Below are 22,052 nucleotides of genomic sequence, written 5' to 3' on the forward strand. Positions count from 1 at the left end.
TCAATTTGCCTGCAAAGGCTTTCTGTAAAATTGATTTTTTTTTAGTTCTTCCAAATGGATTTTCATTCATCGAATAGGTGTTTGTAAGTTGCTGTTGTTGTACGTTAGGGAAGTTGCACGCAACGAGCCTGCGGTGATTAACAATTGCCTAATGTAGCAATCTATATTCAATTAACAAAACAGAATAAGTGTTGTGGTATTTGTTCTAAATAGTAGAGCCGTGGCATGTTGTGGGTGTAAAGTGGAAATACGGTAAAAATAGAAGGGGAATAGTGTTTGGTTTAATGCTATGTTTATTACCTGTTTTTTGCAATGGGCTGTTTTTACTGGCTTTGTTGATTGTCTCCTTCCAAAATAACTCTTGTTTAGCTTCGTTTTGAGTGCATTTTTTTTAAAATTCGATCATCGGGATTTTAAGATGGATACATTTTTTTTAAAATGTCCTTTACCCAATTCGTTTTAATCATATTTCTATAGCAAAGGGTGTTGAGCGAAATTATAATGGGCTCCTTTTTTTTAAATGCATTTAAAATGATTTGGTTTTCATGCTTTTTTTAAAAAATACTAGTAAACAGATGCATGTTGGGGAATGAGGATTGGTAAATTTGGTTTTTTTTTTAAAAGATTTTTTTTTATCCTCTGTAATTCCTCATTGTTTATTATGTATACAGGCTTTTTTTGTTGAAATATTGTGCTTCGATTTAGAAACGTAATGCATTTGTAATTGTATAATAGCTATTTATTTGTTAAATTGATGTTAGCATAATGCAAATAATTAAAATTTATAAAGATGTTTAACAAAACGAAATTCTATTTGTTGATTTTATCAGATTACCAATTTTTAGCAACTTATGTGTTGGATATTTTAAATCGGTACGAAGAACCCGAATTACAATTGGGGAAAGTTAAAGCGAAACTAAAAGCAGCAAATGATAAGCTACTTGGTAGTGCACAAATGGTAAAATCGAAGGCTGTAACCGAGGTGTTGGCAAAATTGGATTTGGATAGGGATGATGCGTGGATGTCATTTTATCATTACCTGATTTCCTGTTCGCGCAGATTAAATTCTGAATCGAGAGAGTTTGCCGATAGATTACTGGTAATCGCATCTGTGCCAGAGATGCATATTCATAATTTGGGGTATCAGAAACAAACTGTTAACACAACTAATTTTTTCAATATCATAGATGCTGATGTTGTATATACTGAGGCTTTGGAGAAAATTTCGGCCAATGTATTGTACAATGAATTGAAATCAGCGCAAGCGGTATTTGAGGAAAAAGAAGCTGATAAATTTAATGATGGTACGGGAAAAGAGAAATCGGAGAGCGTTGAGGCGACGAAAGATATTAGAACAGCCTTAGTTAGCCTGGAAAAACTTTTGTCTACCATGAATGATCTTACAGACAAACCTGAATATTTAGTAATTGCAACTGCCATAAATGAAGTGGTGGATCAGGTTAATGCAAAAGCATTGGGTCGTACTACCCGTCGAAAAAATTCGAAGGCTGAGGAAGTTGCTAATTGATCGTTTTATTTTTTGAATTCCCCCATCTCAACAAATGGGGGTTTTCTTTTGCAGACTAAAATGTAATCCCCAATGGCAAAAAGAAGAAAACCCAAAAATACTGATCAGGCCCGAATTTTTTATAAAAGAGGAGGATTCTCGGCTTTTGATAAGGCATGCCGAGTCTTTTTTAATAAGTTGGATTTGTTAATGCAATACAACAGCTTATCTATATCAGAAAAGAGATCGATGTTTACCAATAAAGTGGTGCTTACCAGACCCGTTGCGGCAAAAGGTCAGCCAATACCTTCAAAGGAACTTCAAAAATTAGGCGATTGTATTCAGAAAAAAATTAGAGTGGGTTCATTCCAATCAAGTGGCAGCTGGTTTTCGGCCTACGAATTACAGATATTTTGGTTGTTAGGGGGGCTAATGGATTGCAAGTCGACAACTGCTAATCGAAAACAGGCTTTAAAGGAATTATTTGGCCCCCACATAATAGGTTTTAAAAGTTTTGCTCCTCAGTTTTTTCTTTCAATTAGTAAGGCGGCAATGAGTTTGAGTTCTATTGATACTAAATATTATAGTATTGATATTAGAATGGCTGCAATTGTTCCTGATAATCCGGAAATGGAAATGTCGGTGCAATTGTATCTTCATCCGGCAAGGAAAAAACACATTAAAATTAATAATGTATACCGCCCCGCATTTTCTATTGGCTTGCCCAAGTTAAATTTAGGAATGGATTGGTTAAAAGTAAAATCAGGTTTTCTGAAAGGAGCTTACAGCGGAGAAAAAGAGGAGCTGGCTGTTTACATGCAATCACATGCAAAACAACGATTAATTGACCGACTTGATCTGCTGGATTCTTCATCGATATATTTTACATTGTGGGAAAATACGCTTGATATGGATAAATTTATTATCTACAAAGATCATATTCTTTTTCCGTACGAGCTGCATAATTGTAGAGTTGGATACTTGGTTGCTGATGTAATTGACGATTTACTGGTTTTTAAAACTTTCCTATTCATTACTCATTCATCAACACCCGAAGGCGATAAGCTGAAAGAAATCAGCGGTTTAGGTTGGAAAGACATCAGCTATTGGAAAATTGATTGTTTAAGCACCTTTACGAATATAGATACTGAGAAATATCCTCGCTTAACCGTGATGTTCGAAGAAGCAGGTTTAGGTGATCTTTTTAAATTAAAAGACAAGGAATTCGATTTGGATACCTTGCAAGATGCTAATTTAGATGCACTGCGCGATTACATCGCTCAAGGGAAACAGGAGAGGAGCATGGAATTTGCATAAGGAGATAATTTTGGGTCTTCTTACTAATAAGTCATAAATTGTAGTCAAGCGAAAAGGGAAGTATTTTACATTTGTCCCTTTGTTATCATTTTTTTCTCGAGCCTGAAGGGCTCAAATAGTTTAGCCCGGGGTAAATGAGCACAGCGAATGCCACCCTGGGATATTAATGTGGCAGTAATTACCGACGCAGGTAAAAAAAATATTTGGAAAGCAATTCGCGTTTGCGTCGGAATAGCAAAAGGCTTATCCTTGAAGCTTAAAAAGTTGAAATTCGAACCTTAGGATAGTACCGATAATTCGTGAGTCAAAGCTTGATTTTAGGATAGTTTCGAATGTTACCAATTTTCAATAAAAAGAGTGAACCTCATTATTTTTTGTTTGTCCTTTAGCCGGACGGGCTTTTCATTTTTTCTAGAATAAAAAACGAAACAAAAAATCATTGCCAACGTCCTCAATCACCCGTTATTAGTTCGATTGCTAAACTACCGAACTTGTGAGATCATGAACTCCTATTTATGAAATTTAAATGTGAATCAAAAGAACTCGCTACGCTCAAACAGCTTTTTGTTCTTAACGCTCTCTTCACTAAACGGGTCCCGATCTCCGGACTCAATGTCAAATCTACATCCTCGAAAGATTGCGATTTTGCATCGTAATGCAGCAGGAATGCTTTAATCACTAGATATAAAAAAACCACCAAATTGCTCTGGTGGTTTTTCTTATGATTGGTCTAGTTCTAAAATCAGTTGACTGAAACGACTTATTTATTAAATGTTCTGCTTTAGATTTTTACTATTTTTTTGGTGATACGGGCTTGTTCAAAGAGTATTTCAACAATGTAAACGCCAGCTTTAAAATCCGAAATATTAATTTCCCGGGTGTTCTTTGTTTCCAACACCTTGCTTCCGTGCATGGAGTAGATATTTACATCACTATTTTCATTCGCTCCGCTTATGGAAAATGAATCACTTACGATGTTTGGATTTATAAATACATTTTCTTTCGTTGGCGTCTGATTTTTTGGATCGAGTATATCCTTAATACCTACAAGGGTATTTTCATGAACCACTACTACGCAATTGTCTGAAAACCGATCATTGGAAATGGTAGCCCAAATTGTAGCTTTTCCTTTGTTTACGGGTGTAATTAATCCATATTGATCGACTGTAACAACTGCAGGGTTATCCGATTTCCAAACAATCGTTTCGTTAGCGTATTGATTTTGGATAATTTCAGCGGTAATTTGCTTGTCATCTCCCGCGTTGTATTCAATAACTTTGGGAGAAACGCTTACGGCTTGTACTGCACTACCATTTTCGATTTCCCCTTTGTAAAAACCGCATCCTAATGTAGCCAGCCACAATTCCGACGGATTTTGAATGTTGAATTTGATGTCCTCAATATGGTTTGGTGATCCTATCGTTTTATTACTTTTTACCCAGCTAAGTCCTCTGTCACGGCTTACAAATACACCCGGATTTTTAGATAAGTATTCTACGGTAACCACCAATAAATTATGGTCGTAAGGAGAGATATCGATGCATTCTGCCCCAGCATATTTAAACACTTGATTCCAGGTAGTTCCAAAATCATCGGTATACCAAACACCATCACCTGCACCACGGTATCCGGTTGTTATATACATTCGGTTTGTATGATCGATGACAATATAGTTAACTCCTTCAACAGAAGATGGAGTGTTTACTTTCGTCCAATTTTCACCTCTGTTGCTTGAGTGATAAAGGCCACCCTGTGCAACAGGTGTCTCTTGAGAAAATGCGTTTTTCTCTGCAGCCACAAACAAAGAGGCTCTGGTATCATCACGAGGATCAAATTCAATATCTTTTATTCTGGAAGGAGAAGGCAAACCATTGTTCCGTTGTGAAAAGGTTTTTCCTTGATTATCAGAAAAATAAAAGCCGCCTTGATTTTCTTTCGAGGCATTTTTAATGCTTGTAATTCCGAAATAGAAATATTTATTATCAATGGGATCAATAGTCAGTGCGTTGGTATAGAAATCATCGCCCCAAGCATTAGTCGCAGGTGTGGCCACACCATAATTTCCCCAATTTAATCCTCCGTCGCTACTTCTAAAAATATTTTGCTTATTTGCCTGTCGACTCGAAGTCGAATAAATGGTTTGATTATCGTATGGATCAAAAGCCATGGAGATTACTGTTTCCTGTGCACTTTTAATAAATTTTAATGCTTGGCGATCATCCGGACTGTCATTGGTTGGAATCCATACACGATGCTCTCCCGATCCAAGTATGGCCGTTTCGTAGCGTTTATCTTGTCCTATTGTTAATGCAGGAAGGTTACTGTTTCCGTGACCAATGATATTTCCATCAGCGGTGTAATCTTCATCCATTTGATTCCATGTTTCCCCATGATCGGTACTTAGCATGGTGCTGTGATCCGAAATCATCATCACGCTTCCATCCACACCAACGGCAATTCCCCGGGTGGAACGCAAGGCATAATCGTTACCAGATTGCATGTGAGGAGATTCATGACCAACTTTCATGTTTTCATGATATGGATTGTCTCTCGATTCCCAATATGCCTTATCGTTGGCCCAGATATCTCCATACAAACGAGCTGTATTTATCCATTTTTGACCGTCGTTGCTGGTTGTCCAAACCCGTCCCGGTACAATTGAGTTTGCAATTTGCGGGTCGGCAAATCCAATGTACAATGCGCTTTCGCGACTCGGATCAACACTTAGCATATTAAAACATTGAAGGGCATGCGTTGGCAAAGTAGGGTAAGCCGATTTTGCTGCAGCTTCAGTAATGCCGAACCACTTGGCAATGTACTTGTAGTAATTTGCTGGCGTACCTCCTGTTAATTGGTTGATATCTAATCCTAAATCTCCGGTAATATTTGTCCAGTTGTCTCCGTTATCAGTCGATTTAAAAATTCCTCCAGTACATTTAGTAGTGTTTCCATTGGCATGATATTGAATCTGATCAATCAGGTAGAGAACAAATTGATCAGTTGTCGCATTGTAATAGAAATCCATGTCCATAACAATATCGTTGTCCAACTTTCCTGCAGAAATCTGAGTCCAGCTGGTTCCTCCATTATCCGATCGATACAAACCATAGTTTGATGAAGCAAACACCTGTTGTGAATTCTTTGGGTTCACAATAATACGTCCAACTTGTGCTTTTGTATCCATTCCTGCATTAACAAGAGTCCAGCTTGAGCCAGCATCTTTTGTACGCCATAATTTCCCCTCATTATCAGCACTTGTGCCGTGTGGTTGAGCTGCCGTAATCTCCTGATAGCAGGATAACCATTCTTGTCCTCTTACATTTGAACCTCCGCCCACAAACCAAACATTCTTATTGTTTGGATCGATAGCTAAAGAGGCCACCTTTTTTCTCCAACCATCTTTATCGTAGCCATCAGCATCTTTCGTATACCACGGACAATTCGTAAGATTGGTCCAGTTTTGTCCTGTATCCTCCGTTTTCCACAATCTTGAAGATTCAATGGCCAAGCCAAAATTTGCATCACTGGGTGAATAATACAAATCGCGAATGTGGTAAAAATCACCATTGCCATCCGGATCTTTCATGCTGTACCACTCGGCACCATTATTATTCGATTGATAAATGTTCCACATATCAGGACATAAAACTACCAATCCGGGTATAGTAGGGTGGTAACGCACCAAGTTTGCAAATCCCGCATTTCCAGGAGCAACTTGTTCCCAAAGAATGGTATTGTCTGAGGCTACTCGTTCTGTTGAAAGTTGATTGAAAAAATCCGCAGCATCTTTGGTTTGAGCATTTACTAGTATCGAAACGCTTACTAACAAGGAGCATATTAGAATTTTGGCTGGTCTTTTTTTCATGATTTTATTTTTTTCGAATACTATATTGAATTATGGAGTCTTCATTTGATCCTGATCCAATGAAATTAATTTATAATGGTCTCACTGAAGAAAATATCCTTTTGAGATAGATGTTGAATCTCGCCTTTTAAGCTTACTGTTGATTTTAGTTTGATATCGGTTGACGAAGCACCGACAAGGAAACTATAATTGCCTGGTTCAATTACCAATTTCATGTCTTTGTTATAAAAAGCAAATTGCTGAGGCGACACTAAAAATTGGATGTGTGTTTTGTTGCCTTTTTTTAGTTCAACTCTTGTGAATCCTTCCAGTTTTATTGGAGGACGAGGCATTGATAAATCGGTTGCTGCTACATACAATTGGGCAATTTCAGCACCATCCATATTGCCTGTGTTTTCAATGTCAAATTCCACAGAAATCCATTTGTCAGTTGTGTTTGCATTGTCAGGCGCTGTTATATTGGAATATTTATAGGTAGTGTACGACAAACCATGTCCGAAAGAATAAAGTGGCATATCACTGGAATCATAACCGCCACTGTGCCATATTGGGCATTGTTCGTTGGTACGAGGAACTGTAACGGTCATTTTGCCGGAAGGATTAATGTTTCCGAGTAATAAATCGGCAACGGCGTTACCACCTTCTTCGCCAGGATACCAAGCCTGAATTATTGCTTTGCAGCCATCATTTACAGCGGTTAAAACATGTGGACGACCCCCAAAAATAATTAGGACTACGGGTTTGCCTGTAGCGATCAATTTTTGAACAAATTCTTCCTGCTCTCCTGCCAGTCTGATATCATTACGGTTGCGCCCTTCTCCGCACAAGTACCTGTTTTCGCCCATGGCAGCAATTATTACATCACTGTTTACTGCATATTCTATTGCCTTTTCAGGATTGGGTGTACCAAAATCTTTTGAGTCGATTTCGACCACTTTCTTTTCGCGCTCATCGCCTATGTCACCAACTTTAGCAACCGATTCTTTGTATGATTTTGTCCAGTCACAACCGCGTTCATATTCGATGTTGACGTCAGTATCGACTTTATTTTGCAATCCTTCCAATAAGGTTACCAATTTTGGATTTGTTCCGCTTATTGGTTTCTTTCCCCAATAAAGCTTCAATGTTTGACTGGTGTAATCTCCGAGTAGTGATTCCACCGCATCAGCATTGGGACCAACAACAGCAATGTTCTTGATATCCTTTTTTAAAGGAAGAATCCCTTCGTTTTTCAGAAGAACCAAAGATTGACAAGCTGATAGGTAAGCCTGTTGGCGATTATGAGCCGGGTCTAATTCTATATTCTTGTCAATTTGAATTGGATTTTCAGGATCGAGTAATCCTAACCTTCCTTTTAATGTTAAAATCCGTTTTACGGCTTGATCAATAGCTTCCATTGAGACGAAACCTTTTTTGAGAGCTTCAGGCAATAATTTGTATGCATCGCCACTAGGCAACTCTAAATCTACTCCGGTCTTCAATGCAATTACTCCAGCCTCTAATTTGCTGTTTGCATACTTATGCGATGCATGTATTTGTTTAACTGCGAAATAGTCCGAAACAACCACGCCATCAAAGCCCCATTTTTCCCGCAATACATCTTTTAATAAAAAATCTGATGCGTGGGCTGGAACGCCTTGATAGGCATGATAACCAGGCATTAAGCTTTGTGAATTCCCCAGGCGAACGGCGACTTCATGAGGCATTAAAATTTCTTCGTAAAATTCCCGTAGGTCATCGTTTTTACCGCCGTATCCTGCAAAGTGTTTGGTTGTAGCCGCAACTCCTTTGGTCAAATCGTCGGTCTGCATTCCCTTTACAAAAGCAAGTCCCATTCGCGAGGTCAGATAGGCCGATTCGCCAAAGCTTTCTTCCATTCTTCCCCAATGGGCATTTCTGCTAACATCAAGCATAGGCGAAAGAGCCAGCGTGGTTCCCAGCGATCGCATTAATTTGGAGGTGAGAGAGGTGTTTGTTCTCAGTAATTCTGGATTCCACGAACATGAAATTCCTATTTGTTGGGGCAGGGTAGTGGCTCCTTCAATGTTGTATCCTGAAATGGCTTCACCGCGAGCTAGCTTGGGCTGATCGGCCTCACCCATTAATTGAGCAACTTTCTGATCCAAACTTAGTGTCGCAAAAATCTCATGAACACGTTTTTGTATGATAGCCTCTTTTTCGGGAGTTATGCCTGAGTTAACTACTTTATTGGGACTGTTTGTGATTTTAATGTCTGTTTGCGAACAACTGACACCTACAAAAAGTATTGTTATCAATTGAATCGCGAAAAAGATTTTGATGCTTTTATAAATATTAGTCATAGAGTTATTGAGTTTAATCTATTTCTTATCTAGCGGACGCAAATTTCGAATAATTAAGATCGCGTCGGCTTCATTATGCCAAGGCCGCCACTTCCAGAAACTATTTTCAATTGCCTTCTATTTTGTTTCTATCATAAAATCACCTGTTAATGTGTTAAACCATTGGGTGATGTCATTTTCCAGTTATTGCAAAATAATGGAATCGTTTGTGTCTCTTGACCTAAATTGACCACAGCATAAACCTCCTTGCCGAATGTCGAATCATTTTTTTGTTTTACATGATAAACCAAATCATTTACGATCCATTGCGAACAATGGATCGTTTTATTTGACTTTGGAGTATTCCATACTTTTATTTGTGCAAATGAAATTTGCACAATAAAAACAAAGAGGAATATGTCCGTGATTTTTTCATATTTCAATTGAGAGTAAAATGCTTTTATTATTTCAGTTGAATATTGATTTGTTGAGGTGTGGCAGCCCCTAGTTTCTTGCTTATCGTACTCGGGGAACAATTGCCCACAACAACCTGATAGTCCCCCTTTCTCCATACCTTTTCTCCTTCGGTATTCACTACTTTCAATTGTTCAGGATTAACTGTGAATGAAACTGTTTTTTGTTCTCCTTTTTTGAGAGAGATACGTTCAAAAGCTTTCAAACTGCTAATCGGTAATCCTCCTGTTGTGTCTTTCGGACTAATATAAAGCTGCACAACTTCATCGATATCATACTTACCACTGTTTTTAATATCAACCTGTGCACTTAGTTCCGTATCTTTTTTCAGCTTGATTGAGCTTAACTTCAAGTTGCTGATTTCTGTTTCAGAGTAAGTTAAACCGAATCCAAACGGATACATAGGTTCCTTGGTCGTGTATTTGTAAGTACGACCTTTCATCGAATAGTCTTTGTAAGGAGGTAACTGATCCGCATTTTTAGGGAATGTTATTGGCAAATGCCCTGATGGTGAAATATCTCCAAATAAAACATCTGCTACTGCATTTCCTCCTTGCTCACCTGGATACCAGATTTGTATAATCGCATCGCAGTCTTCTTCGATTCCTTCCAACGAAATTGGGCTTCCACTTGCAACTACTAATACCAATGGTCCTTTTTTATATTCAACAAGCTGTTTGATGTAGTTTATTTGATTATCCGGAAGTTTCAGGTCTTTTTTATCACCTACATCCGAAGAAGCAATTGCGTCTACCTCTTCACCTTCATAATCAGCAGTAAGTCCTACAACGCAAATGGTTACATCCGATTCGGCGGCTACATGTGGCGCCCAGTTCTTTGGGTTTATATTAGCCTGAAAAGGCAGTGCTCCCGAACGGTAGTTCAACGAGCTTCCTAATGAAACAGCATCTGTAATTCCTTCCAAAATAGTTACCAGGTTGGAACTAACCCCGTAATAACTTCCGATAAGCATGTCTGCTGAATTTGCAAACGGACCGGTAACATATGGTATTTTGATATCTTTTGATAATGGTAATGTGTTATTTCTGTTTTTTAGCAGAACAATTGATTTTTGTGCTGCTTCACGAGCCAGTTGAACATGCTCATCGCAATGAATTTTATCAGGACTGATATTTCTGTATGGATTATCAGCTGATTCATCCAGCATTCCCAATCGAAAACGTGTTTTGAAAAGTTGCTTGGTACGCTCAGTAATCAAATCCTCGGTTACGAGTCCTTGTTCTACAGCTTGATTCAATAATTTGTAGGTGCCACCACAATTTAAGTTCGTTCCTGCCTGCAAGGAAACAGCTGCAGCTTCTACAGGGGTTTTTACAAACTTTTGGCTACTTGTCACACCACTAACAGCACCACAATCTGAAGTAATATATCCATCAAATTTCCATTTGTCGCGTAGAATCTCTTGGAGTAAAAATGGACTTGCGCATGCAGGTTTTCCATAAACTGCATTGTAGGCAGCCATAACACCTTCCACTTTTGCTTCTGTTACCAAAGCTTCAAAGGCAGGTAAATAAGTTTCATACAGATCTTGTTTGCTTGGCGCGGCATTAAATCCGTGGCGTAAAGCTTCTGGTCCCGAATGAACAGCAAAATGCTTTGCGCAAGCGGCTGATTTTAAATAAATAGGATCATCCCCTTGAAGACCTTTTACGAAAGAGATTCCAATTTTCGACATTAAAAACGGATCTTCGCCATAGGTTTCCTGTCCACGTCCCCAACGCGGATCTCTGAATATGTTTACATTGGGTGTCCAAAAGGTTAAACCAGCATATTTGCTTCTGTTGCCCATTCTCTGGGAAATAATATATTTGGCTCTGGCTTCCGTTGAAATAGCTGATGCTACACGTTGAACCAATTCAGGGTCGAAAGTAGCTCCCATACCAATTCCTTGCGGAAAAATAGTTGCCTTGCCATTACGCGCAATACCATGTAATGCTTCATTCCACCAATCGTATTCCGGAATATCGAAACGGGGTAGGGCTGCAGCACTATTTGTCAATTGACTAATTTTTTCTTCTAAAGTCATTTGGGAAACTAAATTTTCGGCTCTGTCTTCTATCGACATCGAATGATCCTGAAATGAAAAGTCTACCTCTTGAGCTTTTGATATTCCCGCATTCAATATTACCGCAATTGCAAGGAGTATTATTTGATGAATTCCATTCATGATTTTGATTTTTGTTTTCTTTAAAAAAGCAAACTAGAATTTAATTAGCTTATCATTTTTAATGTCAAAGCTTTTATTTTAATATTGTAAATCTAGCGAATAGAGAATTGTTTTAACTTGTAAGACACTATTCAATCAATGTACTATTCGATGTTTTTACTAGTGTGTTGCTGTTTTTTGTATGTTTGCAACTAGACAATAGGCTTAAAAGCTTACGAGTGAAATTTTATTGGTTAAATTCTGTAATCTTTGTTATCATGAATAATATCAGGAGTTTGTGTTTTGTGTTTTTTGCGGGATTAGCAGTTTCTGTATTTTTCAGCAGCTATACAAATTCAAATTACCAACATGATGACCTAGATACAAGTTATATCGATACTATTAAACTGGGTCTGGGTGAAATTCAAACCGATCCAGAAAAAAGCTTGGGCTTATTAACTAAAAGTTATGAGCATTGCATGCAAAAAAAAGACTTTGGGAATGCAATTCGATGTCTCATTGGCATAACCGATATTGAACGATTTAGAGGGAATTACAATCTTGCCTTTGAAAAGCTTTGGGATGCATTATTATTGACTGATAAGTATGGAAATGAAAAAAACATTATTACGATTCACCGGAATTTAGGTATTCTTTATGGCATATATAATAAGGATAGTTCCGCTATAAATCACCTGAGTCTCTCCTTGAAAAAAGCTAAGATTCTTAACGAGAAAGAATCCGTTAAAAACGGGGAGATTATCGCTTCCTATTTTAGTTTATCCTCAATTTACAGGGATAATGAACAGTACGATCTTGCTTTGAATTATCTGGATTCATGTTATTTGTTAAATCCAGATAAGAATTTACCGTATGTGGAAACGGATAAAGGGTACCTTTATTTGAAAATGGGGAATTTAAAATTGGCAGAGAAACATCTTTACAATGCCTCTAAGTACCTGACTCGCAATAATGAGAGGTATCTGGTCGTATGCTACTCTTTCATTGGAGATTTAAAGCTTGCGCAAAATGAACCCGATAGTGCCTTGTATTATTATTCCAAAAGTTTAAACACAATTGAAGCTAAAAAGGCATATGTTGAATTTAGACCTGATCTTCTCAGGAAGATATCTTCTTTGCATTTAAAGAAGAATAATTATGTGAACGCTTACAACTATTTGAATGCATCAACAAAAGTTTCAGATAGCTTATTTAATGCAACAAGCGATCAGAATAATAAATTGTTTGAAATAAAAAATAAGTACAAAGAGGCTTTGTTAGAAAAAGAGACCTTGCTTCAAGCACAAAATGTGCTTATCGAGCAAAAAAATGCAGCACAAGTGCGACTTAGGCTTTTAATTGGGCTTATTGTGTTGCTTGGAGTATCTGGATTCCTGTTTTTTCGACTTCGTGTAAAGCTGAAAAAACTTAGCTTGAAACAAATAATGGAAATGGAGAAAAATAGTGCAGTTTTGGAAGTTAAGAGCAAAGAACTGACCACTTATGCACTCCAGATGATTGATAAAGAAAAAGCCTTGCATGAATTACTTGAGATAATTAGAGAAGTTGCACCTGGAAAACACCATTCATTACATAGTAAATACGCAAATCGAAACAATAAGCTGTGGGAAGAGTTTAATATGCGTTTTGTAGAAGTGAATAGTGACTTTTATGAGAAATTACGTGAAAAATATCCTGATTTAACGCCAACAGAGCAGAAGCACTGTGCTCTTATCAGGCTAAATTTTGATAGTAATGAAATGGCACAAATTCTGAATATTTCTTTGCAAAGCATTCATACATCAAGATATCGGATCCGGAAGAAATTAAAACTTTTGCATGAGACAAGTTTGAGCAACTTTATTGCAGAATTGTAATGTTATATCAAATGAGAAGAGCTTATAAAACGTTAGTTTTATAAGCTCTTTTTAAGCTATTGCTTAAGTTGTGATCCCTCTGGGGTTCGAACCCAGGACCCCATCATTAAAAGTGATGTGCTCTACCAGCTGAGCTAAGGAATCATCCTTATTTTTTGAAGACTTTGGTTGTCTTTGTGATCCCTCTGGGGTTCGAACCCAGGACCCCATCATTAAAAGTGATGTGCTCTACCAGCTGAGCTAAGGAATCATCCTTATTTTTTGAAGACTTTGGTTGTCTTTGTGATCCCTCTGGGGTTCGAACCCAGGACCCCATCATTAAAAGTGATGTGCTCTACCAGCTGAGCTAAGGAATCATCCTTATTTTTTGAAGACTTTGGTTGTCTTTTGTGATCCCTCTGGGGTTCGAACCCAGGACCCCATCATTAAAAGTGATGTGCTCTACCAGCTGAGCTAAGGAATCATCCTTATTTTTTGAAGACTTTGGTTGTCTTTGTGATCCCTCTGGGGTTCGAACCCAGGACCCCATCATTAAAAGTGATGTGCTCTACCAGCTGAGCTAAGGAATCATCCTTATTTTTTGAAGACTTTGGTTGTCTTTTGTGATCCCTCTGGGGTTCGAACCCAGGACCCCATCATTAAAAGTGATGTGCTCTACCAGCTGAGCTAAGGAATCAGATAATTTTGGTTTTTTAAAGCGATGCAAATATAGAGCGATTAAATTTAAATCGCAAACTGAAAATGTCATAAATCTCTATATCCTGCAAGAGGAAGTAAGCTGGTTTGCTTTATTGTATTGGTTCGTAATTTGATAGTGAAATGAAAAAGAGTGAAAAAAAAGTTCATTTTTTTAATTCATCCTTGAAATCCTTATGATAATGGTCTTTTTTTGTGTCGAAGATCTGTTTGTTTTAGCGAATAATTTAGAGGAAATTCCAGATTTTCCGGCAATAAATTTGAATTTACGACTTTAAAATTTCAATGCCGTAAAATATTTTTAAATTTGTAGTCGAAAAAAAAACAGAAAAATCGATTATCTGTCACTTTATAAACTGTTAATATCTCTCTTTCATGAATCAAAAAATTGTTGTGATTACAGGAGCTTCTTCTGGAATAGGAAAAGCATTGGCTTTTGAATTTGCATCTCGTGGATCAAAAATTGTTTTAGCCGCAAGAAGCCTCGATAAGCTAAAAGAAGTTGAAAAAGGTATCAAGGCAATGGGAAATGAAGTTTTAACCGTTAAAACGGATGTAAGCGTTGAAGAGGATTGTGAAAATCTAATGAAAGAAACAGTAAAGAGATTCGGAGGTATCGACGTATTGATAAATAATGCAGGAATTTCCATGAGAGCTCTTTTTGCTGATTTGGATTTATCGGTAATTAGAAATTTGATGGATGTTAACTTTTGGGGAACTGTATATTGTACCAAATTTGCAATGCCATACATTACCAAATCAAAAGGGTCTGTTGTAGGAGTGATATCTATAGCCGGCTATATTGGCTTGCCTGCCAGATCTGGGTATTCTGCATCAAAATACGCTATTCGTGGCTTTTTGGATACCTTACGTGTTGAAAACCGGAAGACTGGAGTTCATGTTCTGGTTGCTGCTCCTGGTTTTACCGCTTCCAATGTTCGAAATGTTGCCTTAACTGCTGATGGCTCTTCCCAGGGTGAAACTCCACGAGATGAGAGTAAAATGATGAGTGCCGAGGAATGTGCTCGATTAATTGCTGTTGCTGTGGTGAAACGAAAACGGGAACTGATTATGACATTTATGGAAGGAAAATTAACCGTTTGGCTCAAGAAATGGTTTCCGGCCTTACTGGAAAAACTAACCTATAGTCATATGGCCAAAGAGCCAGATTCACCTTTAAAATAAAAAAGCAACTTTGACTGTAGGCATTTATTCAAAATACCTGTTTTTCCTTTGTGCAGCGTAACTTTTCTTGGTTTGGTCAGTATACCCGCACAATTGTGATGTGTAATCACAAGACACTACTACTTGCTGAAAAATGGATAAATCACATTTTAATACGTTTATTTTCTCCAATGCGGATAAGGTCTACTATTACGTATATTGCTTATTAAGAAATGAGCAGGAGACGATTGAAGTCGTTTCTTTAACACTGGAGGAATGTTGGAAGGAGCGAAAGAAATTCAGTCATACCGATATGATTTACGTGTTTAAAATTGCAAGAAAGCTGGCGACACTTAGATCGAATAGCCTGGAAAAAAGAATATTTTCAAACCATACAAATAATTTATTAGCTGAAACCAATCCTGTTTTAGCACGTTTTTGTAGTTTAACTCAAGATTTGTCTCCACTGCAGGCCGAGGTTATGTGCTTACGTGCTATGGTAAGATTGCGTATGGATGATATCTCTATAGTTGTAGGATTGGGAATTAATAATGTACAATCCATTCTATCCGTGGTACGGAAAGCAATTAGAGCGAGAATAGATCCAAATGTTATTTTAACAGATTTGAAAAGTAATGAAGTTTTATTCAAATATTATTCAGGAAAGTCAACAGTAAAAGAAGAAGAACAACTGCGTTTGTATTTTTCACGAATGGATTTGTCTGATACAACAGGAGCCGACAGAGAACTTTTCCTGCTATTCTTAAAAATTGGCAATGCGGCAATGCCACCTGACTGTTCCGATCTATTACTTCTTAAAATAAAAGAAATACAGAAGCAAAATTGGCGAACTTCCTTCACCCGAATTTTTAAGTAAAGAGCCGAACAATAATGATCGTTAAATTGTTGAAGCTTTTCAGTACTCTTGGAAAATTGTCTTGTCTGAGGAAGGTTTAAGTTCTATGGTTTGATGCCTTCGTTTTCTTCTAAATTATCATTTAGTGATTTAAATCCTTTGCCAAGAATTTCATTTGTGTCCATTACACTCACAAAGGCTATCGGATCAATAGAATGAATATAGTCTTGCAGCATTGATAATTCCCTTCGGTTAACAACGATAAAGATTATTGATTTTTCCTTAAGATCAAGAGTTCTGTTGCCTTTTATTATGGTTCCATTAAGTTTAAAGTCGTCGTTGATTTTTCTTCTGATTTCTTCATGTTTATCAGAAATAATAAATAGCGCTTTTTCGTATGTGGAGCCTTGTAAAGTGATATCGGTGACTTTCCCAATAATGAAAACTACGATCCATGAATACAATGGAATTTGCCAATCCATTCTAATGTATAAACTACTCAATACAATTAGCGAATCAACATAAATAACAAGCTGTCCTAGAGGGAGACCAGTGTACTTAGCCCCAATCATGGCAATAATATCAGATCCTGCTGAAGTGGCTTTGGCTTTTAGTATTAGACCTAAACCAAAACCAATAAAGATTCCTCCAAAAATACAGGATAAAAGTACATCGTCAACCAAAGGTATGAGTCCCCACCAAGTGCTAATAGTATCAATAAATAATGCACAAAGAATAAATGAGATAAAGGTTTTAATTCCAAATCGTGGCCCTAGTAATTTAATTCCTAATAAACTTAGAGGAATATTAATCGCCAAACTTGCTACACCAACAGGTATACCGCCACCATATTTTCTAAACAAGTTATTCGAATAATCCATGAATTGATAGAGCAGCCCCGAAAAGAAACCATCGTAATCAGCCGGATTTAAAATTCCGAAAATACCATGAGGAAATAATCCGAGGGTTAGTTTGTTAATGATAATTCCGATACCATAGATGCTGCCGGGAACAATACCATGAGGGATAATGAAAAAAACAAATCCGGCCGCCAATACCAGCGCACCAAAAATTAAAATGGTATAATTGTAAAACCATTTACCGGAAAAAAAAGTGTCCTTTTGTATAAAAGCCAAAGTGATTATGATTTATGTGGTTGAAATTAATATTTGCATTTTGCTAGTTTTTTACAAAATAATAGTTTTTATTGAGATTTATTGAGCTTGACGAGATATTTTCTGTTAAAATAAATTGATTTGCTGTTGTTTTGTTAGTAAAGAATTGATTGTTTTGCATGATGATCACAAAATGGAGACGATGAGGGCTAAAATTAGCAGGTTACTAATGCAATTGTTTGGGTGGAAATATTTAGGGGGTATACCACAGGTGAAAAAGGCTGTAGTGATTGCAGTACCTCATACTTCCAACTGGGATTTTATCTGGGGAAAGCTCGCTTTTCTTTCTTATAATATTCCTACAACTGTTTTGATGAAGAAGGAGATGTTTGTGTTCCCTTTTAAATATTTTTTAAAAACATGGGGTGTAATTCCGGTTAACCGAACCACAAAAGGCAATATGACCGACGAGTTAGCGAAAGAGTTTGCAAGTCGTGAGTCTCTGTATTTGTCGATTGCGCCTGAAGGAAGTCGCGGTTTGCGATCAGAATGGAAAAAGGGTTTTTACTATATCGCCTTAAAGGCAAAGGTTCCCATTTATTTGGCAGAAATAAACTACGAAGAAAAAACCATAACTTGTGATGAGGCTTTTTATCCTACAGGAGATGTTGAGAAGGATATGATAACAATTAAAAGCAAATACATTAACTGTAAACCAAAATACCCAAAGAATTTCACAACAGGATTGTAATTTACAAAATGATGTCTGATACTCTAAAAGTTAGCTTAGTACAATTGGAATTGGTGTGGGGAAATGTAGAAGAGAATCTGAAACGAATTTCGAATCTACTATTACCGATGAAAAATCAGACAGATTTAATTGTTCTGCCGGAAATGTTTTCCTCTGGTTTTATGATGGAGAATAAAAATCTGATTTCGCCTAAAGCTGCAATGACTCTTGATTGGATGAAAAATCAAGCTAAGCAGTTAAATGCAACTCTTCTTGGGAGTATTATTGTAGAGGAAGATGGGAACTATTTTAACCGTTTGTATTGTGTCGATGGAGAAAAGATAATCTGTTCATACGATAAGCGTCATTTGTTTAGAATGGGAGAGGAGCACAAGCATTTTTCAAATGGTGCCGATCGGGTTGTCTTCAATCTTGGAAAATGGAGAATTCGTCCTTTGGTTTGTTATGATTTGCGTTTTCCGGTCTGGAGCCGAAATCAGAATGATTATGATGTTTTGCTATATGTTGCCAACTGGCCCGAGGCTCGAAGAGAGGTTTGGAATACACTCCTGAAAGCTAGAGCAATTGAAAATCAGTCGTTTGTGCTTGGAGTGAATCGAGTTGGAATCGATGGATTGGGGCTTTCCTATTCGGGAGATTCTTCTGTTTTTGATGCAAAAGGCAGGCTTGTTGGGAAATGTACCGATCACGTGGAGGAAATTATTACTTTGCAATTAAATTTAGATGAATTAAACGATTTCAGGCGGAAATTTCCACTTCACCTTGATGCAGATTCATTTCAAATAAGCTGAATTATATTTAAATAATGATCTGAGCAGTAGGACTTTGTTTCGTTACAATAATAATGTGCTTTTAGGTACTTGTAAAACTAAACTTATAGTTATATATTTAAGACAAGAAACCATCCTAAAATAAGATCAATGAAAGAATTAACTCGAGCAGAAGAACAAGTGATGCAAATCCTCTGGGGGCTTGAAAATGCATTTGTGAAAGAGATTATAGAGAAAATCCCCGAACCAAAACCTGCTTACAATACAATATCCACAATTACTCGAATTCTTGAGAAGAAAGGCTTTGTCAGCCATATTGCTTACGGTAAAAGTCATCAGTATTTTCCATTAGTGGGAAAAAAAGAATACACTCGTAAATTTATGAAAGGTTTTGTTCGTAATTATTTTTCGAACTCATATCGCGATATGGTTTCGTTTTTTGCGAAAGAAGAACAGGTGAGTTTGTCGGAGCTGGAAGAGGTAAAGAGAATGGTTGAAGAACAAATTAAAAAGCAAAGTAAATAATCTAAAATTTGGAATGATAACAGGCATCATTTTATATTTTTTGCAATCGGCAATATGCATGGCTTTTTTTTATGCTTTGTATTGGTTGTTTCTAAAAAAGGATACTTTTTTTAGAATAAACCGTGTGTTCCTGTTGCTCACTTTGCTTGCTTCCGTATTAATTCCAACTCTTGAAATTCCTTTTCAACCAGAACCAAAGAGTGCAATAGAAAATCCATTTCATGTTTTAGATGCCGTAGTTATAGCTTCACAGCAGTATTTAAACAGCAATATGCTCGAAGAGGTTGTTGTTACTGCAACAGTAAATAAAGTGCTTACAGGGTATCAATACCTAGGTATAGTATATATACTAGGAGTATTTCTATTCTCAATTCGATTTTTTAAAAATTTATTCCAATTATTGTCCTGGACAAAAAGCAGTCAGATTTTACGTGAAAAGGGATTACGATTGGTGATAATGAACGATGATTATCCTCCTTTCTCTTTTCTGAATTCTGTTTTTATTGGAAAAGCAGATTATAAAAAGGCAAATTTCACATCCATTATAGCTCACGAGAGGGTACATGTCGATCAACTTCATACTTTCGATTTATTAATGATTGAAATCCTTACAGTTGTATTCTGGTTAAATCCTGTTGTTTGGTTTTATAAGTACTCAATTCAGGAAGTTCATGAATACTTAGCTGATGATAAGGTTGTAAATGGAGCTGTGAATGCCAACGAATATAAAATGCATATTGTAAATCAATTTGCAGGTGGTGATTTGTTTCGCCTGGCCAATAATTTTGGTCAATCTACCCTGAAAAAAAGGATTACAATGTTGGGCAGATTAAAAACACCAAGAATTGCTTTGGTTAAACTCCTGCTTATTATTCCAATATTTATGGTTTTGTTATCTGCATTTGCCTTCACTATTAAAGAGGAAGAAAAGTTAGATTCTGATTTCTCTTTTAAAGAGTTGTTGCCAACGGATTTAGATTTGTTTTCATCTTTTAAACGTGATCCTATTAACTTTTACAACGAAACGAAAAATGATTTTCCAATTTATTCACCTGCTCACAGAATTAATAAATTGGAATATAAGGAGACAATCAATCTGGATGAGATTAAAACGATAACAGACGAGATGCCGGTTTTCCCTGGTGGTGTTCTTGCTCTTCAAAAATACATAGCAAAACATGTAAAGTATCCTAAGCTTGCTCAATCTGGGCAGATTGAAGGTCGTGTGTTCGTTTCTTTTGTAGTTAATAAAGAAGGGAATGTCATTAATGTTGCTTTGGCAAAAAAAGTTCATCCTCAATTAGATCGTGAGGCTTTACGTGTTGTGTCGTCACTGCCTAAATGGATTCCTGGAAAGAAAGACGGGGAATTTGTGAATATCTCATACACTGTTCCGATTAATTTTCAATTAAAGAATTTATTTGATAAGCCGATTACATCGCCCGATCCTTTGCAGGCAAGAATAAAGAATGCATCGGATTATCATCTTGAAAATATTCTTAGAACGAATAAAAGCAAAGAATACGTTTTGGTAGAGAAGATGCCTCAATTTACAGAAGCAAATGGACATCTGAGAAGATACATCGCAAGAAAAATTCAATATCCTGTACTCGCTGCAGATCAAGGTTACGAAGGCCAGGTTTTTGTTCAATTTGTTGTGACTACTGATGGAAGTGTTGCTAAAGCAAAAGTAATTAAAGGTGCAAATGTTGAATTGAATAAGGAAGCCTTACGGGTGATAAATAACATGCCAAATTGGGTGCCTGGAGAGCAACAGGGAAAAAAAGTTGAGGTTCGTTATACAATTCCTATTCGTTTTTCTTTGAACTAATAAATTTTTTTACGTATATTAACTAAAGTTTTAGTTGTAGAGCTAATTCCTTAGGTATAAAGTAAAACCAATTTATATTGTCTAACCAAAACCCCCTTTGTTATGGAAGTTAAAAAACACCCCCGCTATGATTTGGAAAAGAAACGAGGTTTATTTTTACAAATCGGACTCCTTGTAAGTCTTGTTGTAGTATTAATGGCTTTCGAGTATGAAACACCTGTTGATAAAATTGCTGATTTAAATTTCGATGTGCTGGAAGAAATGGACGAAATAGTACCAATTACAGTGCAGGATAAACCCAAGCCAAAGGAAGTGCCAAAAATTAAGGAGATACTTCTAACTGAATTAATTTTAGTGGAGGATGATGAAGATGTTATTGATTTAGATATTATTGATTCTAATGCGTCAGAAGATGACTCTTATGCGATAACGGATGTTAAAGAGGATGTTGAGGAAAATGATGATGATGTTCCTTTCGTAATGGTAGAGCAAATGCCAATTTTTAATCCTCAAAGAAATAATACTTATGATGAGGGCCTAAGGGATTTGTTTATAACCATGCAAAAAATGACAAAATATCCGATGCTTGCTCAGGAAAATGGGATTGAAGGCAAGGTATATGTTCGATTTGTAGTTACGAAAACAGGCGATATTGAGCAGATTCAAGTGATGAGGCCAGTTGATCCATCTCTAGATAAGGAAGCTATTCGTGTGGTGCGAAATTTGCCAAAATTTAAACCTGGAATGCAACGAAACCAACCCGTTAGTGTCTGGTTTAGTGGGTATATTTCATTTGTACTGCAATAGAACCTTTTTTTTAATCCATATAACTAAAAA

The 22,052-nt window shown here is 36.8% G+C and carries 14 protein-coding genes and 6 tRNA genes; 10 read left to right on the forward strand and 10 right to left on the reverse strand.

Annotation, left to right across the window (positions count from 1 at the left end):
* Window positions 1–790: 790 nt before the first annotated feature.
* Window positions 791–1,528 (forward strand): DUF6261 family protein, encoded by a 738-nt coding sequence (locus ALGA_RS18255; protein ID WP_096431663.1) that lies wholly within the window; start codon window positions 791–793, stop codon window positions 1,526–1,528.
* 72 nt (window positions 1,529–1,600) lie between these two features.
* Window positions 1,601–2,824, forward strand: a complete 1,224-nt coding sequence (locus ALGA_RS18260) for a hypothetical protein (protein ID WP_096431665.1) — start codon at window positions 1,601–1,603, stop codon at window positions 2,822–2,824.
* Window positions 2,825–3,605: 781 nt separating this feature from the next.
* On the opposite strand, the gene ALGA_RS18265 is transcribed toward ALGA_RS18260, so the two are convergent.
* The 3 genes from ALGA_RS18265 to ALGA_RS18280 form a co-directional block, all read right to left on the reverse strand.
* Window positions 3,606–6,689, reverse strand: coding sequence for a VPS10 domain-containing protein (locus ALGA_RS18265; protein WP_096431667.1), 3,084 nt, complete (start codon window positions 6,687–6,689; stop codon window positions 3,606–3,608).
* Window positions 6,690–6,754: 65 nt separating this feature from the next.
* Window positions 6,755–9,010, reverse strand: a complete 2,256-nt coding sequence (locus tag ALGA_RS18270; RefSeq protein ID WP_096431669.1) for a glycoside hydrolase family 3 N-terminal domain-containing protein — start codon at window positions 9,008–9,010, stop codon at window positions 6,755–6,757.
* A gap of 442 nt (window positions 9,011–9,452) precedes the next feature.
* The gene (locus ALGA_RS18280; RefSeq protein ID WP_096431673.1) at window positions 9,453–11,651 is read right to left on the reverse strand and encodes a glycoside hydrolase family 3 C-terminal domain-containing protein; all 2,199 of its coding nucleotides are present in this window, start codon (window positions 11,649–11,651) and stop codon (window positions 9,453–9,455) included.
* Between the two features lie 257 nt (window positions 11,652–11,908).
* Between ALGA_RS18280 and ALGA_RS18285 the strand changes: the two genes are divergently transcribed.
* A complete protein-coding gene (locus tag ALGA_RS18285) occupies window positions 11,909–13,507 on the forward strand; it encodes a tetratricopeptide repeat protein (RefSeq protein ID WP_096431675.1) in 1,599 nt (532 codons plus the stop codon).
* 71 nt (window positions 13,508–13,578) lie between these two features.
* Here ALGA_RS18285 and ALGA_RS18290 read toward each other — a convergent pair.
* The 6 genes from ALGA_RS18290 to ALGA_RS18315 all read right to left on the reverse strand — a co-directional run bounded on the left by ALGA_RS18290 (window position 13,579) and on the right by ALGA_RS18315 (window position 14,183).
* Window positions 13,579–13,651: transfer RNA gene (locus ALGA_RS18290), tRNA-Lys, on the reverse strand.
* Between the two features lie 33 nt (window positions 13,652–13,684).
* A tRNA-Lys gene (locus tag ALGA_RS18295) sits at window positions 13,685–13,757 on the reverse strand.
* A 33-nt stretch (window positions 13,758–13,790) separates the two neighbouring features.
* Window positions 13,791–13,863, reverse strand: a tRNA-Lys gene (locus ALGA_RS18300).
* A 34-nt stretch (window positions 13,864–13,897) separates the two neighbouring features.
* Window positions 13,898–13,970: transfer RNA gene (locus tag ALGA_RS18305), tRNA-Lys, on the reverse strand.
* A 33-nt stretch (window positions 13,971–14,003) separates the two neighbouring features.
* Window positions 14,004–14,076, reverse strand: a tRNA-Lys gene (locus ALGA_RS18310).
* Between the two features lie 34 nt (window positions 14,077–14,110).
* Window positions 14,111–14,183, reverse strand: a tRNA-Lys gene (locus tag ALGA_RS18315).
* Window positions 14,184–14,578: 395 nt separating this feature from the next.
* On the opposite strand from ALGA_RS18315, the gene ALGA_RS18320 reads away from it, so the two are divergent.
* Together ALGA_RS18320 and ALGA_RS18325 are read left to right on the forward strand one after the other, a co-directional pair.
* On the forward strand, window positions 14,579–15,388 hold the full coding sequence (locus tag ALGA_RS18320) for an SDR family oxidoreductase (protein WP_096431677.1): 810 nt from the start codon (window positions 14,579–14,581) through the stop codon (window positions 15,386–15,388).
* Window positions 15,389–15,521: 133 nt separating this feature from the next.
* Window positions 15,522–16,244 carry an RNA polymerase sigma factor gene (locus ALGA_RS18325; protein ID WP_096431679.1) on the forward strand — a complete coding sequence of 241 codons (723 nt, stop codon included), beginning with the start codon at window positions 15,522–15,524 and terminating at the stop codon, window positions 16,242–16,244.
* An 83-nt stretch (window positions 16,245–16,327) separates the two neighbouring features.
* Here the strand turns inward: ALGA_RS18325 and ALGA_RS18330 are convergent, their stop codons facing one another.
* Window positions 16,328–17,359 carry a YitT family protein gene (locus tag ALGA_RS18330; protein ID WP_096431681.1) on the reverse strand — a complete coding sequence of 344 codons (1,032 nt, stop codon included), beginning with the start codon at window positions 17,357–17,359 and terminating at the stop codon, window positions 16,328–16,330.
* Between the two features lie 181 nt (window positions 17,360–17,540).
* On the opposite strand from ALGA_RS18330, the gene ALGA_RS18335 reads away from it, so the two are divergent.
* The 5 genes from ALGA_RS18335 to ALGA_RS18355 all read left to right on the forward strand — a co-directional run bounded on the left by ALGA_RS18335 (window position 17,541) and on the right by ALGA_RS18355 (window position 22,022).
* Window positions 17,541–18,089, forward strand: coding sequence for a 1-acyl-sn-glycerol-3-phosphate acyltransferase (locus ALGA_RS18335; RefSeq protein WP_096431683.1), 549 nt, complete (start codon window positions 17,541–17,543; stop codon window positions 18,087–18,089).
* Window positions 18,090–18,100: 11 nt separating this feature from the next.
* Entirely contained in the window at window positions 18,101–18,880 is a 780-nt protein-coding gene (locus ALGA_RS18340) for an amidohydrolase (protein WP_197705613.1), read from the forward strand.
* Window positions 18,881–19,009: 129 nt separating this feature from the next.
* Complete coding sequence (locus ALGA_RS18345) at window positions 19,010–19,384, forward strand: BlaI/MecI/CopY family transcriptional regulator (RefSeq protein WP_096431687.1); 375 nt, start codon at window positions 19,010–19,012, stop codon at window positions 19,382–19,384.
* Window positions 19,385–19,442: 58 nt separating this feature from the next.
* Window positions 19,443–21,215 (forward strand): M56 family metallopeptidase, encoded by a 1,773-nt coding sequence (locus ALGA_RS18350; RefSeq protein WP_162845485.1) that lies wholly within the window; start codon window positions 19,443–19,445, stop codon window positions 21,213–21,215.
* A 102-nt stretch (window positions 21,216–21,317) separates the two neighbouring features.
* Entirely contained in the window at window positions 21,318–22,022 is a 705-nt protein-coding gene (locus ALGA_RS18355) for an energy transducer TonB (RefSeq protein WP_096431691.1), read from the forward strand.
* The last annotated feature ends 30 nt before the right edge of the window (window positions 22,023–22,052 follow it).

It is taken from the genome of Labilibaculum antarcticum, from assembly GCF_002356295.1.
In the GTDB taxonomy this organism is placed as follows: Bacteria; Bacteroidota; Bacteroidia; order Bacteroidales; family Marinifilaceae; genus Labilibaculum; species Labilibaculum antarcticum.

Coding starts and splice junctions, on each gene's coding strand:
- ALGA_RS18270 (WP_096431669.1), bottom strand. CDS start 9,010: ATGACTAATATTTATAAAAGCATCAAAATCTTTTTCGCGATTCAATTG.
- ALGA_RS18345 (WP_096431687.1), top strand. CDS start 19,010: ATGAAAGAATTAACTCGAGCAGAAGAACAAGTGATGCAAATCCTCTGG.
- ALGA_RS18355 (WP_096431691.1), top strand. CDS start 21,318: ATGGAAGTTAAAAAACACCCCCGCTATGATTTGGAAAAGAAACGAGGT.
- ALGA_RS18350 (WP_162845485.1), top strand. CDS start 19,443: ATGGCTTTTTTTTATGCTTTGTATTGGTTGTTTCTAAAAAAGGATACT.
- ALGA_RS18285 (WP_096431675.1), top strand. CDS start 11,909: ATGAATAATATCAGGAGTTTGTGTTTTGTGTTTTTTGCGGGATTAGCA.
- ALGA_RS18265 (WP_096431667.1), bottom strand. CDS start 6,689: ATGAAAAAAAGACCAGCCAAAATTCTAATATGCTCCTTGTTAGTAAGC.
- ALGA_RS18280 (WP_096431673.1), bottom strand. CDS start 11,651: ATGAATGGAATTCATCAAATAATACTCCTTGCAATTGCGGTAATATTG.
- ALGA_RS18320 (WP_096431677.1), top strand. CDS start 14,579: ATGAATCAAAAAATTGTTGTGATTACAGGAGCTTCTTCTGGAATAGGA.
- ALGA_RS18255 (WP_096431663.1), top strand. CDS start 791: ATGTTTAACAAAACGAAATTCTATTTGTTGATTTTATCAGATTACCAA.
- ALGA_RS18340 (WP_197705613.1), top strand. CDS start 18,101: ATGTCTGATACTCTAAAAGTTAGCTTAGTACAATTGGAATTGGTGTGG.
- ALGA_RS18325 (WP_096431679.1), top strand. CDS start 15,522: ATGGATAAATCACATTTTAATACGTTTATTTTCTCCAATGCGGATAAG.
- ALGA_RS18260 (WP_096431665.1), top strand. CDS start 1,601: ATGGCAAAAAGAAGAAAACCCAAAAATACTGATCAGGCCCGAATTTTT.
- ALGA_RS18335 (WP_096431683.1), top strand. CDS start 17,541: ATGAGGGCTAAAATTAGCAGGTTACTAATGCAATTGTTTGGGTGGAAA.